The 13,954-nt window shown below is 67.7% G+C and carries 14 protein-coding genes; 2 read left to right on the forward strand and 12 right to left on the reverse strand.

Features of this window, described 5'->3' with window-relative positions:
• The 11 genes from VTU_RS27240 to VTU_RS0113625 form a co-directional block, all read right to left on the reverse strand.
• The coding region (locus VTU_RS27240; RefSeq protein WP_040892820.1) for a lycopene cyclase family protein at positions 1 to 146 on the reverse strand (146 nt) is incomplete at its 3' end.
• 2 nt (positions 147 to 148) lie between these two features.
• Positions 149 to 925: a 3-ketoacyl-ACP reductase gene (locus VTU_RS0113580; protein WP_010105025.1), complete on the reverse strand. Its 777-nt coding sequence runs from the start codon at positions 923 to 925 to the stop codon at positions 149 to 151.
• Positions 925 to 2,448: an FAD-dependent oxidoreductase gene (locus VTU_RS0113585; RefSeq protein ID WP_010105026.1), complete on the reverse strand. Its 1,524-nt coding sequence runs from the start codon at positions 2,446 to 2,448 to the stop codon at positions 925 to 927. The genes VTU_RS0113580 and VTU_RS0113585 overlap by 1 nt, the downstream gene beginning before the upstream one ends.
• Positions 2,448 to 3,578 carry an ABC transporter ATP-binding protein gene (locus VTU_RS0113590; RefSeq protein ID WP_010105027.1) on the reverse strand — a complete coding sequence of 377 codons (1,131 nt, stop codon included), beginning with the start codon at positions 3,576 to 3,578 and terminating at the stop codon, positions 2,448 to 2,450. Before VTU_RS0113590 ends, VTU_RS0113585 begins: the two co-directional genes overlap by 1 nt.
• Positions 3,579 to 3,585: 7 nt before the next feature.
• Positions 3,586 to 4,482, reverse strand: coding sequence for a carbohydrate ABC transporter permease (locus VTU_RS0113595; RefSeq protein ID WP_010105029.1), 897 nt, complete (start codon positions 4,480 to 4,482; stop codon positions 3,586 to 3,588).
• Positions 4,475 to 5,341: a carbohydrate ABC transporter permease gene (locus VTU_RS0113600; RefSeq protein ID WP_010105031.1), complete on the reverse strand. Its 867-nt coding sequence runs from the start codon at positions 5,339 to 5,341 to the stop codon at positions 4,475 to 4,477. Before VTU_RS0113600 ends, VTU_RS0113595 begins: the two co-directional genes overlap by 8 nt.
• A gap of 57 nt (positions 5,342 to 5,398) precedes the next feature.
• Entirely contained in the window at positions 5,399 to 6,637 is a 1,239-nt protein-coding gene (locus VTU_RS0113605; protein ID WP_010105033.1) for an ABC transporter substrate-binding protein, read from the reverse strand.
• 57 nt (positions 6,638 to 6,694) lie between these two features.
• Positions 6,695 to 8,188, reverse strand: a complete 1,494-nt coding sequence (locus VTU_RS0113610) for an aldehyde dehydrogenase family protein (RefSeq protein ID WP_010105034.1) — start codon at positions 8,186 to 8,188, stop codon at positions 6,695 to 6,697.
• Positions 8,189 to 8,209: 21 nt separating this feature from the next.
• Positions 8,210 to 8,989 carry an enoyl-CoA hydratase/isomerase family protein gene (locus VTU_RS0113615; protein ID WP_010105038.1) on the reverse strand — a complete coding sequence of 260 codons (780 nt, stop codon included), beginning with the start codon at positions 8,987 to 8,989 and terminating at the stop codon, positions 8,210 to 8,212.
• Complete coding sequence (locus VTU_RS0113620) at positions 8,979 to 10,577, reverse strand: acyl CoA:acetate/3-ketoacid CoA transferase (protein WP_010105039.1); 1,599 nt, start codon at positions 10,575 to 10,577, stop codon at positions 8,979 to 8,981. The genes VTU_RS0113615 and VTU_RS0113620 overlap by 11 nt, the downstream gene beginning before the upstream one ends.
• A 19-nt stretch (positions 10,578 to 10,596) precedes the next feature.
• Positions 10,597 to 11,631 (reverse strand): Gfo/Idh/MocA family protein, encoded by a 1,035-nt coding sequence (locus tag VTU_RS0113625; protein ID WP_010105040.1) that lies wholly within the window; start codon positions 11,629 to 11,631, stop codon positions 10,597 to 10,599.
• Positions 11,632 to 12,031: 400 nt separating this feature from the next.
• Between VTU_RS0113625 and VTU_RS0113630 the strand changes: the two genes are divergently transcribed.
• Both VTU_RS0113630 and VTU_RS0113635 read left to right on the forward strand, forming a co-directional pair.
• Complete coding sequence (locus VTU_RS0113630; protein WP_010105041.1) at positions 12,032 to 13,048, forward strand: LacI family DNA-binding transcriptional regulator; 1,017 nt, start codon at positions 12,032 to 12,034, stop codon at positions 13,046 to 13,048.
• A gap of 91 nt (positions 13,049 to 13,139) precedes the next feature.
• Complete coding sequence (locus tag VTU_RS0113635; RefSeq protein ID WP_010105042.1) at positions 13,140 to 13,412, forward strand: SemiSWEET transporter; 273 nt, start codon at positions 13,140 to 13,142, stop codon at positions 13,410 to 13,412.
• 23 nt (positions 13,413 to 13,435) lie between these two features.
• Here the strand turns inward: VTU_RS0113635 and VTU_RS27245 are convergent.
• Positions 13,436 to 13,954 (reverse strand): FtsX-like permease family protein (locus VTU_RS27245; protein WP_010105044.1); only part of this gene is annotated, 519 nt, incomplete at its 5' end.

Consider the following 13,954-nt stretch of genomic DNA (forward strand, 5'->3'; position numbering starts at 1 on the left):
CCCGCGGGCCAGTGGAAGAACGGGTGCCAGTCCGAACCGCCGGCCTCGATGAGCAGCACGCTCAGCGCCGGGTCTGCGCTCAGGCGGTTGGCGAGCACGCAGCCCGCGGAGCCGCCGCCCGCGATGACGTAGTCGTAATGTTCCATCTTCATAGCCGTGGAATCGAGAGCGCGCCGTCCACGCACAGGACGCTGCCGCTCGCAAACGCCAGCTGCCCGAGCGCGAGCGCGCGCACCGCGCGCGCCACGTCGTCGGGCTGGCCCCAGCGGTGCATGGGGACCAGGCCCTGCGCGATGCGCTGGTCGTAGTCGGCAGACACCGCCTGCGTCATGGGCGTGCGGATGACGCCCGGCCGGATTTCAAACACGCCGATCCCCGCCGCCGCCAGGCGCAGCGCAAAGAGCTTGGTGAGCATGGACAGGCCCGACTTCGAGAGGCAGTACTCCGCGCGCTCGACCGAGGCCATGTCCGCGCTCACCGAGGACAGCGTGACGATGCTGCGCGCTGGCGCCGCCGCGGGCGCCGGCGTTTGCAGCATGTGGCGCGCGACCGCCTGGGTCATGAAGAACGTGCCGCGCAGGTTCACGCCGAGCACCCGGTCAAACGCCTGGGGCGGGACCTCGAGCAGGTCGCCACGGCGCGGTGAGCCGATTCCCGCGTTGTTCACCAGGGCCACGATCGGCCCGCCCCAGTCGGTGATCGTGTCCACCAGCGCCGGGTGCGCGCCGACCTCGGCCAGGTCCGAAGCGAAAAAGCGCGCGCGGCCTCCGTGCGCCCCGATGGCGTCCAGGGTCGCGTCCGCACCCTCCGGGCCCAGGTCGGTGATCGCCAGGTCGAAGCCCTGCGCCGCCAGGTCGATGGCAATGGCCGCCCCGATTCCGCGGCGCGCTCCGGTGACCACGGCCAAGGCCCTTGCGGTGTGCATCAGAGCACCTGCTCCCGGATATGCTGGCCCACGCGCAGCGCCTGCGCAGCGACGGTCAACGCGGGATTCACCGCCGCCGAAGAAGGGAAAAAGCCCGCGTCCACCACGTAGAGGTTCTCGTGGTCCCAGGCCCGGCACAGCGCGTCGAGCGCGGAGGTTTTCGCGTCCGCGCCAAAGCGGACCGTTCCGCATTGGTGCGAGACCACCTCGGTGCCAAAGCCCTTGGCCAGCACCAGCGGATAGCCCGTGGCGCGCAGAATCTCCCGGCACTTGGCGACCCAGCGCTGATGCGCCCGGAGGTTGCTGCGCTTCCAGTGCAGGTTGATGGCGCCGTCCTCGCGCACGCTGACGCGGCTGTCCGGGTCCGGCAGGTCCTCGCTCTGCGCGTACCAATCGACGCTGTGCTGCGCCAGCAGGCTGCGCAGCATTTTCGGCAGATGGCCCAGCGGGCCCCTGAGCATGGGCTCGCGGATCTTGCCCAGCAGTTGCAGGCTGCCCAGCGGGTAGCCGTAGCCATGCGTCGGGTCGCCAAAGTAGAAGTCGTGCACCGCGAGCGTCTTGGGGAAGTGGGTGCGGTTGCGCCTGAGCGGGTGCACGGCCATCAGCGCCGTGGTGTTGTGCGTCATGTAGTGGCGCCCGACGACGTCGCTGCTGTTCGCCAGGCCCCGGGGATGCGCCCCGTTGGCCGAGCGCAGCAGCAGGGCCGCGGAGTTGATGGCGCCTGCGCTGAGCACGAACAGCTTGCCGCAGATGCGCTTGCGCACGCCGTCGTGCAACACGTCCACGGCCGTGATGCGCCGGCCGGAGTCGTCCGTCAGCAGGCGCTCGACGCGCACCCCGGTGCGCAGTTCGACGTTCGCGTGCTCCAGCGCCGGTCGGATGAGCCGCATTTCGGCGTCCCCCTTCGCGTCCACCTTGCAGGGCAGCGCGTCGCAGTTGCTGCAACGCAGGCAGCGGCCACCGGCGCCGAAGTCGATCGCGCTGGGCATGGCAAAGGGCGCGAGCCCCTGCGCCTGGAGCCGCTCATGAATCGCTTGCAGCACGGGTTCGTGGGGAATCGGTGGGTGCTCGAAGCCCGCGCTGCGCGCGGGCTCGGTCGGGTCGATCCCGGCCTGCCCGCGCACGCCGAAGAGGCGCTCGGCGAGCGCGTACCACGGCTCGAGCTGCGCGTACCGGATCGGCCATGCGGGGGACTCGCCCTCCTCGTGCTGCACGCATTCGAAATCGCGCTCGCGAAAGCGGAACATCGCCGTGCCGTAGAACTTGCTCAGCCCGCCGACGAAGTAGAACATGCCGGGGCGGAAGGCGCGGCCGTCGGCGTACCAGAGTTCCTGCGTCTTGTAGCGCTGCCGGACGAAGATCTCCTCCAGGTCCCAGTTCTGCGCCTCGCGGGGTAAGAACGGGCCGCGTTCGAGCACCAGCACCTGCGCGCCCGAGCCCGCGAGTTGCCAGGCCACGCTGCCGCCACCGACGCCGGAGCCGATGATGACGACGTCGCTCAGTTCGTGTTGTGCGCACGACATCAGGCAATCCGTTCCTCGGATTGCGCGTCGAAGCACACCAGCTTGCGCAGGTCGATCAGGAACCGGGCGCGCTCGGACGCGTGCAGCGTGACGTCGGGGTCCAGGCGCACGGTGAACTCCTGCCCCCCCAGATCGAGCAGCACCAGCGTATCCGCGCCGGTGGGCTCGACGACCTCGACCCGCGCCTCGACGATCGCCTGCTGCGCACCCGCGACCGCGTCCGGCGCGGCCAGCGCCACCGCCTCGGGGCGGATTCCGGCAATCACCGGCTGGCCGACGTAGCCGGCCAACGCCGGCGTGAGCAGCGCCTGCGGCAGCGCGATCTGCGCGGCGCAGCCGGGATGGGCTGCGTCGTCGAGCACGATGCACGGCGCAGCCGCGCCCGTCGCCTGCAAGCGGCCCTTGAGCAGGTTCATCCGGGGCGAGCCCATGAAACCGGCGACGAAGGTGTTTGCGGGCTGGTCGTAGACCTGCGCCGGGGTTCCGAGCTGCTGGAGGACGCCGCCCTTCATCACCGCGATCCGCGTCGCCAGCGTCATGGCCTCGATCTGGTCGTGCGTCACGTAGACGATGGTCGCCTTCAGGCGCTGGTGCAGCTTCTTGATTTCCGTGCGCATGCCCACGCGCAGCTGCGCGTCCAGGTTCGACAGCGGCTCGTCGAACAGATACAGCTGTGGCTCGCGCGCCAGGGCCCGGCCGATGGCGACGCGCTGGCGCTGACCGCCCGAGAGCTGGCGCGGCCGGCGCTCCAGAAGATGTTCGATTTGCAGCATCTTGGCGACCGACTGGACGCGCGCGGCGCGGGCCTCCTTCGGCACCTTGCGCATCTGCAAGGGAAATTCGATGTTCCGGGCCACCGTCATGTTCGGGTACAGCGCGTAGGACTGGAACACCATGGAGATGTTCCGGTCCGCCGGCCCCATCTGCGTGATGTCGCGCTGGTCCAGCTTCAGGCTGCCGCTGCTCGGCTCTTCCAGGCCGGCAATGATGTTCATCAAGGTGCTCTTGCCGCAGCCCGAGGGGCCGACCAGAACCAGGAATTCGCCGTCCGCCAGGTCAATGGAGATGTCATGCAAAATTTTGACCGGGCCAAAACTCTTTTGCACATGGATCAATTCGAGCGAGGCCATGGAACCCTTAACCTTTCACCGACCCGGCCATCAGGCCGCGAACGAAGTATTTGCCCGAGAGCAGATAGACAAAGAGCGTGGGCAACGCGGCGATGAACGCGCCCGCAAAGTGCACGTTGTATTCCTTGACCCCGGTGCTGCTGTTGACCAGATTGTTCAGCGCCACGGTCAGCGGGTACGAGCTGAAATCGCTGAACGACGCGCCAAACAGGAACTCGTTCCAGACATTCGTGAACTGCCAGATCACGGTGACCACGATGATGGGCGCGCTGTTGGGCAGCAGGATGCGGCCAAGGACGCCGAAGAAGCCGGCCCCGTCCATGCGCGCCGAGCGCACCAGCTCATTCGGAAAGGCCGCGTAGTAGTTGCGAAAGAACAGCGTGGTAAAGCCGATGCCGTACACCACGTTCACGAAGACCAGGCCCGTCACCGTTCCGGCAAGGCCCAGAAAACCCAGGGTTTTGGCCATGGGGATGAGGACGATCTGGAACGGAATGAACACCGAAAACAGCATGGCCGCAAACAGCGCGGGCGCAAAGCGCAGGCGGAACTGGGTCAGGACGTAGCCGTTGACCGCGCCAATGAGCGTGGACAGCAGCACGGCCGGCACCACGAGCAGGAACGAGTTCAGGAAATACGGCTTCAGCCCCGTGGGCTGCACGCCGATCTGCGCCGTTCCCCAGGCCGTGGTCCAGGGCTCGATGGTCCAGTTCATGGGCAATGCCAGCAGGCCCCCGCCACGGATTTCGTCGAGCGGTTTGAGCGAGTTCACGAGCATCACGTAGACCGGCAACAGAAAGACCAGCGCAAAAACCAGCAGCACCAGGTACAGGGCGACGCGGCCCGGGCGCAACGCGCCGGCGCGATGGGCAGGGGCGGCGGTGGCGGTGGCGGCGTCAGCCATTTTTCAGCTTCCTCATTTCGCTGTAGAGGTACGGCAGGACGACGGTGGCGATCGCCAGCAGCATCAGCACCGAGCTCGCGGCGCCCACCGCCATCTCGTTGCGCGTGAACGAGTACTGGTACATGAAGACCGACGGCAGCCAGGTCGAGCGCCCCGGGCCGCCATTCGTGAGCGCGATCACGAGGTCATACGATTTGATCGCCATATGCGCGAGGATCACGAACGACGAAACGAAGACCGGGCCGAGCTGCGGGACGACGATGTGCAGGTAAATCTGCCAGGTCTTGGCGCCGTCTACGCGCGCGGCGTTGACCTGCTCGAAGTCCACCCCGCGCAGACCCGCGAGGAACATGGCCATGACGAAGCCCGCGGTCTGCCAGACGGCGGCGATGACCACGCAGTAGATGGCCATCCCGCTGTCCTTGATCCAGCCGAAGGAAAAGCCCTCCCAGCCCAGCCCATGGATCGATCGCTCCAGGCCCACGCCGGGGTCGAGCAGCCATTTCCAGGCCGTCCCCGTGACGATGAAGGACAGCGCCATGGGGTACAGGAAGATGGAGCGCAGCGCGCCCTCGGCGTGAATCTTCTGGTCGATGAGAATCGCCAGACCCAGACCCAGCGTGAGCGAGCAGCCGATGTACAGGGTCGCAAACAGGCCCAGATTCGAGACCGCCACCCACCAGTTCTCCAAACCCAGCAGGCGCTGGTAGTTCGCCGTCCCGACCATCGCGTAGCTCGGCATCATGGTCGAGTTCGTGAACGACAGATAGAACGTGAACATCATGTAGCCGTAGACGCAGACCAGCACCAGCAGGGCGCTCGGGGTGATCAATAACCGGGGCAGCAGTTGCGCTTTCATGACCGTCTCTCTCCATGACCCGGACGCGGAGTGTTCCCCGTCCGGGTGCAGCCGGCTTTAGTTCTTGGCCGCGGAAAGCATTTCCGCGACGGCTTTCTTGCTGTCGATCTGGCCGTTGAAGTGGCGCGTGATGACGTCGTAGAACGCGTTCTTGATCGACGCCGGAACCGCGTGGCCATGGCCGATCGACCCCACCAACGTGTTCTTTTTGCTCGCCTCGGCCAGGTCCTTCATGCCCTTTTTGCCGCAGTCGTCAAAAGCCGTGTCGGGCACGTCGGTGCGCGCGGGAACGGAACCCTTGACGACGTTGAACGCGGTCTGAAACGCGGGATCCATGATCGCGCTGGCGAGCTTGATCTGCGCCGCCCCCTTGTCGCCGCCGACCTTGAACATCGCAAACTGGTCGGTGTTGAAGGACACGCTCCCCTGGCTGCCGGGCGTGCGAAAGCACAGGAAATCCTTGCCCGGGATCTTCTTGGCGTTGATGAATTCGCCCTTGGCCCAGTCGCCCATCATCTGAAAGCCCGCCTTGCCGCTGATGACCATGCCGGAGGCAACGTTCCAGTCGCGCCCGGAAAAGTCCTTGTCCACGAATCGGCGCAGCTGCGCCATGCGCTCGAAGACCTTCTCCGTGGTCGGCGAGTTCAGCGCCTTGGGGTCGAGTTCGACGAAGGCCTTGCGGTAGTAGTCGGGGCCGCCGGTGGCCAGCGCCACGCCGTCGAACACCGTGGCGTCCTGCCAGGGTTGGCCGCCGTGCGCGATGGCGATGAAGCCGGCTTTTTGCACCTTTTCCGCCGCGGCGATGAATTCGTCCCAGGTCATGGGCTCGGTCATGACGCCGGCCTTGGTGAGCACCTCCTTGTTCGCCCAGATCCAGTTCGTCGAGTGCAGGTTCACGGGCACGGCGATCCACTTGCCGTTGAACTTCGAGAACCGCTGCACCGCGGCCGGCACCACCTTGTCCCAGCCCTGTTTCATGGCCAGCTCGTTGAGGTCGCTCAGAACCCCCTGCTTGGCCCAGTCCGACAGGTCAAAGCCCATCATCTGCACGGCGGTCGGCGGGTTGCCCGAGGTCACGCGCGCGCGCACCGCGGTCATCGCGGCCTCGCCGCCGCCGCCGGCGACCGGCATGTCGTTCCACTTCACGCCCTGCTTCTCCAAATTGTCCTTGAGGACGCTCAACGCCGCCGCCTCGCTGCCCGAGGTCCACCAATGCAGGACCTCGACGCTCTGCTGCGCGGCGACGGGAAGTGCGAAGGCGGTTGCGATGCTCAGTCCAAGAATTTGTTTTTTCATGATGACGGTCTCTCTGAATGAAATGGAATGGAACAGGAAAGGCTCAAGGGAAGCGGCTCAGGCTTGCGCCAGATACCAGTCGGCGCGTGCGCCCAGGTGCATGTGCAGGGTTTTCGTTTCGGTGTAGTCCTCCGTGGCAAGTCGACCCAATTCGCGGCCAATGCCGCTCTCGCGGTAACCCCCGAAGGGGAGCTCCGCATGACCCTCGAGAAATGTGTTCACCCAGACCGTTCCGGCCCGGATGCGGCGCGCCGCCGTCAGGCAGGTATCGAAGTCCCGGCTCCACACGGCCGCGGACAGGCCGTAGAGCGTGGAGTTCGCGAGCTCGATGGCCTCGGCCAGCGTGCCGAAGCGCAGCACCGAGAGCACGGGGCCGAACACCTCTTGCTTGGCAATCGCCATATCGCGCGTCACGCCGGTGAGCACCGTGGGTTCGATGTACAGGCCCGGGCGGTTCATGCGTGCGCCGCCGAGCGCCAGCTGCGCGCCGTCCCTGCGCGCGCCCTCGATGTGCGCGAGGATGCTCGCCAGCTGCTTGTGCGTCGTGATTGCGCCCACCTGCGTGCCCTCGGCAAACGGGTCGCCGACACGCACGTGCCGGGAGCGCTCGACGACCGCCGCCGAGAACTTCTCGGCAATCGCGTCCTGCACCAGGATGCGGCTGCCGCTGTTGCAGCACTGGCCGGCGTTGAAGAAGACGCCGTAGACCACCGCATCCACCGCGGCCTCCCAGTCGCAGTCGGCAAAAATGATCTGCGGATTCTTTCCGCCGAGCTCCAGCGCGACCTTCTTGAGCGTGGCGGCCGACTGCGCAAGCGCCTGCTTGCCCACGGCCGTCGATCCGGTAAAGGAGAGCATGTCCACGTCGGGATGCGTGACCAGCGCCTCGCCGACCACGCTGCCCTCGCCCACGAGCATGTTCACGGCGCCGGCCGGAACGCCCGCTTCGAGCAGGATCTCGCCGAGCATCAGCGTGGTGCCGGAGGTCACCTCCGCGGGCTTGACCACGCAGGTGCAGCCCGCGGCCAGGGCGAACGGCAGCTTCTGGCTGACGATGAGGAACGGGAAGTTCCAGGGGGTGATGATCCCCACCACGCCGATGGGCTCGCGCAGCACCACGCCCAGCGTCGCCTGGCCCAGTGTGTTGTAGCTGTCGCCGTGCAGGTTGCGCGCCAGGCTGGCTGCGTACTGCCACAGGTCGGCCGCGCCCTCGATCTCGGCCAGCGACTGCGCCAGCGGCTTGCCGTTTTCCAGCGATTCCATGCGCGCCAGCGCCTGCTTGCGCACCAGGATGGCGTCGGCCACCTGGCGCAGGATGCGCGCGCGTTCGGCGCCCTTCATCTGCGGCCATGGCCCTTGGTCAAAGGCGCGCCGCGCGGCCGCGACGGCGCGCTGCACGTCCTGCACGCCGGCCTGCGCGTAGACCGCGACCAATTGGTCGTGCGCCGGGGAGCGGCGCTCGAGCCGGGCCCCGTCGGCCGCGTCGCACCACTGGCCATCGATGAGCAGCCGGCCCTGGTAGGGGGATTCCTGATTCGTTCTTGCGTTCATGTCCGTTCCATGGGGCGGGAGTCAGTTCCCGGTGTAGTGGGGCGCGCGCTTCTCCCGGAAGCTCAGGACGCCCTCTTTGGCGTCGTCGGTAAAGGCCGCCAGGGCCCCGGCCATGGCCTCCATGCTGGCCGCAGCGTCCTCCCCTGCGGCCGCGTTGATGAGTTGCTTGCTCAGTTGCATGGACACGGGCGCCCTGGTGCACATCTGGCGCGCCAGCTGCTGCGCGCGCGCGAGCGCAGTCCCCTGCGCGACGACCTCGTGCACCAGGGCGCAGCGCAGCGCGCCGGCGGCGTCCAGGCGCTCCCCGCTCAGGGCCAGGTACTTCGCCGGCCCCGGGCCGATCAGGCGCACCAGGCGCTGGGTTCCCGACCAGCCGGGGCAGGTGGCGATGCTTGCCTCGGGCAGCGCAAATTGGGCGCCCTCGGCGGCAATCCGGACGTCGCTCGCGACCGCCAGTTCCAGTCCGCCGCCGAAGGCGTGCCCGCCGAGCGCCACGATCACCGGCTGGCGCAGGCGCGCCCACTGGTCAAAAACCTGGTGCCCGCGGCGCACCCAGCTGCGCCACATGTCGAGCGGCCCGAGCGCGGCCCAGGCATGGATGTCGGCGCCGGCGCAGAACGCCCGCTCGCCCGCTCCCGTGAGGACCACGGCGCGCACGCTGCGGTCGGCCTCGAGCCTGCGCGCCGCGCCCTCGAGCGCGTCGAGCATCGCGGGCGTGAGCGTGTTGAGCTTCTGCGGACGGTTCAGGGTGACCGTCGCCACCTGCGCGTCGATGGCGATCTGGACGCTCTCATCCACCACGGCGCACCCCGGCAGTCTGGAGCACCAGCCCCATGGGCTGCTCCATGAAAAGGGCGGCGTCCATGGGCCGCAGGTCGTCGGCGACTTGCAGCGGCACTTCCGCTTGGTCCAGCACGTCCCTTTGCAGATCGACGCCGGGAGCGATTTCCGTGACCACCAGCGCGCCGTCGCGCAAAACGACGACGCAGCGCTCGGTGACGTAGCACACCTGCTGCCCGCGCTCGCGCCCGAGCAGACCGCTGAAGGTGATGTGCTCGGCGCTGCGGACGAACTTGCGCGTGCGGCCCTCCTGCACGATGCGCAGCCTGCCGCAGCCGACTTCGAGCCGCGCGCCGGCGGTGAAGAAGCCGGAAAAAACGATCCGCCGGGCGTGCGCGGTAATGTCCACGAAGCCCCCGCAGCCGGCGGTCAGATAGGGCTTCGCGCCGAGCTTGGAGACGTTCACGCTGCCGTTGCCATCGACCTGCAGGAACGACAGCAGCGCGATATCGAAGCCGCCGCCCTGGAAGTAGCTGAACTGCTGCGGCGAGGGCATGATGGCGTCGGCGTTCGCGGAGCAGCCAAACGCAAAACCCAGCAGCGGCATGCCGCCGACGGCGCCCTGCTCGATGACCCAGGTGACTGCGCCGTGCAGGCCCTCTTCCAGAAGAATGCGCGGCACGTTCGCGGAAATGCCGAAGCCGAGGTTGGCCGCGTGGCCCGCCCTGAGTTCCAACGCCGCGCGGCGCGCGATGACCTTCTCCGCGCCCCAGGGCTGCGGCGCGAAGTGCGCCAGCGGCTGAAAAATCTCGCCGCTGATCGCGGGGTCGTAGAGCGTCTGGGTGGTCTGCATCTGCCCGGGGTCGAGGACGACGTAGTCCACCAGATTGCAGGGCACGCGCACGTCGTGCGGACGCAGCGTTCCATCCAGGACTTGCCGTTTGACCTGCGCGATCACGATGCCGCCGTTGTTCCGCGCGGCAAGCGCCTGCTCGAGCCCGCCGAGCAGTGCGCCCTCGTGCTCGTAAGTCAGGTTGCCGCGCTCGTCCGCCGTGGTCGCGCGGATGATCGCCACCTGCGGGACGACGGCGGGAAAGTACAGCCAGTCGCGGCCGTCGAAACGCTCCTTGCGCACGACGGGCTGCGCCGCCGCGCTGGCGTTCATCGCGCAGCCCTGCTGCGCGGGGTCGGCGAAGGTTCCCATGCCCACCTGCGTCAAGACACCGGGGCGCCTGGCGGCCGCGTCGCGGTGCATGTCGAACAGGATTCCGCTGGGAATGTTGTAGGCCGCGACCGTGTCGCCTTCGATCATGCGCCAGATCGCGGGCATGGGCAGCGAAGACGGGCCGCTGGGATAGGAGCCCGCAAGAATGCGCCGCAGCAGCCCCGGCCGGGCCAAGTGGTCTATCCCCCGGATTCCGTACATGTCGCCGGCGGCGATGGGGCTCAGGGCGGTGAGGTTTCTTGGCGCGCCTTCTCTCTCGAAGCGCGCGCCAATGGCCTCGAGCACCTTGTCGGGGCAGCCCAGACCGCTGGAAGAGCTGATGCTGACGATGTCGCCGTCGCGCACGAGCGCGGCAGCCTGTTCCGGCTCGATGAGCTTGCTCACGTTGCTCGCCCTGTCACGGTCAAAGGATCACGGGCGTGCGCTGGCCCGTCTTGCAGGCGTGCAGCACGGCCACGGCGGTGGCCAGCGAACGGACCCCGTCCTCGGCGCTGGCTGCGGGCGGGCCGTCCCCGCGCATTGCGGCGCAGAACGCGGCGACGCCGCGCACGTAGAGGTTCTCGTGCGCGATGGGCAGCAGGGTTTCGCCGCGGGCATCGCGCAGCACGACCTCGCCCACGGGGTGCTGGGTCATGACGTTGCGGCCGACGAGCGAGCCGGATTCGCCGTGGATCTCGATTCCGGTCTGCGCGTGCCGGACGCTGAAGGCGTCGTGGATCTGCGCCAGCACCCCGTTGTCGAAGCGCACGACGGCCATGACCCCGTCTTCCAGACCCTGCTTGGCCAGCGCCGTCGATTGCGACAGGGCAACCACCTCGACCGGCTCGGCGCCGAGCAGGAAGCGCAGCGTGTCCGCGTCGTGCACGGTGATGTCCAGAATCACCCCACCGCCGGCCTGCGGCCGGTCCAGGCGCCAGCCCTGCAGATGCGCGGGCAGGTAGACCGCGTGGAAGACGCGCGCGAACAGCGGCCTGCCGATGGCCCCCTGCGCAATCAGCTCGCGCATCTTGCGGTGCGTTGCCGCGTTGCGCAGGTGGTGGTTCGTCGCCATCACCACGCCGGCTGCCTGGCAGGCGGCGAGCATCTCGCGCGCGTCGGCCACGGTCAGCGCCAGGGGTTTCTCGCACAGCACGTGCTTGCCCGCAGCGGCGGCGGCAAGCACCTGCGCCTTGTGCAACTCGTTCGTCGTGCTGATGTAGACGGCCTGCACCTGCGGGTTCGCCAAGAGCGCGTCCAGCGACTCGGGAACCGAAGCGATGGCGTTCTTGCGCGCGTACTCACGGCCACGCTGCGCGCTGCTGCTCATTACCGCGACGACCTCGTGGCCGGCCTGTGCGCGGATGGCTCCCAGCATGTGCTCGGCGGCGATGGTACTGGCTCCGATGAGTCCCCAGCCGATGGGGGGTGCGGGGTTCTCCGGGGTCTTTTCCGAGTTCATGCACTGGCTTATTGGAACGGTTTAATGGATTATTGGAACGTTCCCATTGGATGTCAACAACAATCCTCCGGAAAATCGGAAACCAGGGGTAAGCACTGACAAGAGGGGTAAGAAAAATGGCGAAAAAAGGAGCACCCAACCCGCCAGGAATCAGGCCTGCAGGGAGCAAGGCAGGGCGTGGGGCAGGGCGCTCCCTGTGCCCGGTTTTCCGTGGCGCATGGCCAGAGGGACGCCGCGCAACGCGCCTTGCCAGGCCGCAGGCAGCGCCCCGGGGATGCACACGGAATGTCGCAATCAGGATAAACTGTTGGAACGATCCAAAACGTTCTCTTCGACGCTTCGCACAAGCAGTCAGTTGGAGAAAGGGCCGCCGCCTCCTGCAGGAAATGACACGCACGCCATGAGCAAGCAAACGCCAGGCTTTCGGGCCGCGACCATCCTCGACGTCGCGTCTGCGGCCAACGTATCCAAGTCCACCGTGTCGCTGGTGTTGCGCGGCAGCGAGCTCATTTCGGCGGAGACCTCGCGCCGGGTGCGCACGGCCGCGAGCAAAATCGGCTACGTCTACAACCGGCGCGCAGCAGAGCTGCGCAGACAGTCGTCGAACACCATTGGCGTCGTCATCAATGACCTGAGGAATTCATTCTTCGTCGAAGTCCTCGTGGGGCTCGAGCGCAGGCTTGCGGACGCTGGCTACACCGTCTTCATGGCGCATACCAACGAGGACCTGAACCGGCAGCAGCGCCTGCTGACCGTCTTGCGCGAGCAGGGCGTTGCCGGCATTGCCATCTGCCCGGCGCTCGCAACGCCGGCCTCGCTGCCCAGGACCGTCAAGTCATGGGGCATCCCGATGGTCGTGATGGTGCGCACGCTGGGGGTCGGAAGCTACGACTTCGCCGGGTCCGACAACTGCGCCGGCGTCCGCTACGCAATGAACCACCTCATCGGCAGGGGGCACGAGCACGTGGCCTTCCTGGGCGGCGTCACGGGCCCGGTCCTTCAGCAGCGCCTCGACGGGTACAAGGACGCATTGCACGCGCACCGCGTCGGCTTCGACCCGGACCTGATCGTGACGTCCCCGCCCACGCGCGAGGGCGGCCACGCCGCGATGCTGCATTTGCTCAGCACGCACAAGCGCGTGAAAGCCGCCGTCTGCTACAACGACCTGACCGCCTTCGGTGCGCTCTCGGCCCTGGGGGACTGCGGACTGCGCGCCGGGACCGACTTTGCGCTCGTCGGTTTTGACAACATCCTGGACTCGGCGCACTCGAACCCGCCGCTGAGCACGGTCGATGTCAAGTCCGAAGTGATCGGCGCCGAAGCGGCGCAGCTCCTGCTGGCCCGCATCAAGGCGCCCGGCACCCGGGTGCGGCGCTTCGTGCAAGCGCCGGCGCTGGTCCTGAGGCAGTCGGCATAAACGCATCCTTGGCGACTCCCCGGCGGCGTGCAGCGCATGCGACTGGTGATAATCCGCACGACCCCGGACCGCATCCCTCACGAGCCGCTTCATGCAAACCTCTGAACTGATTGGCTATCTGGCCGCTTCCTTCACGACCTGCAGCTTCGTTCCGCAGGCGCTGCACACCTTTCGCACGCGCGACGTGAGCGGCATCTCGCTGGGCATGTACAGCGTGTTCACGGCGGGCTTGGTGCTGTGGCTGATCTATGGGGTCACGTTGGCCGCCTGGCCCATCGTCGCGTCCAACAGCATCACGCTCGCGCTGGCCGGAACGATTCTGGGAATGAAGCTGCAGTACGGCGTGCGCCACCCGGGCGGTTGAGCGCGCCCGATCGCGCCTTCGGCTTATTCGGTGCAGCGGCGCAGCGTGTCCACCACCGGGCGCAGCAGCACCGCGCGCAGCCCCCACCAGCCGGCTGCCAGCGCGAGCACGGCCCCGGCGGCGGCGCCAGCCAGCGGCACCCAGGGCCTGATGTTCCAGCTGAAGCCAAACGCGAAACGCGCCAGCGCCCAGCCCACGGCCAGCGCCGCGGCGCTCGCGAGAAAGCCCGCGAGCAGGCCGACGCCGGCGAGTTCGGCGCGCTGCACCTGGCGCAGCAGGCTGGCGCGGGCGCCCACGGCGCGCATGATCGCGTACTCGCGCGCGCGCTCCTCGCGCGTGGCGCTGACGGCGGCAAACAGCACCACCAGCCCGGCGGCGAGCGTGAAGGCAAACAGGAATTCCACCGCCCGGACGACCTGCTCCAGAACGCGCTGCAACTGGTCGATGGTGGCGCTCATGTCCACGTTCGTGACGTTCGGGAATTGGCGCACCAGCGCGTTGTCGAACCCCGGCGTTGCGGGCGCGCGGTACGCCGCGAGGTA

The organism is Verminephrobacter aporrectodeae subsp. tuberculatae At4 (genome assembly GCF_000193225.1).
Lineage (GTDB): Bacteria > Pseudomonadota > Gammaproteobacteria > Burkholderiales > Burkholderiaceae_C > Acidovorax > Acidovorax aporrectodeae.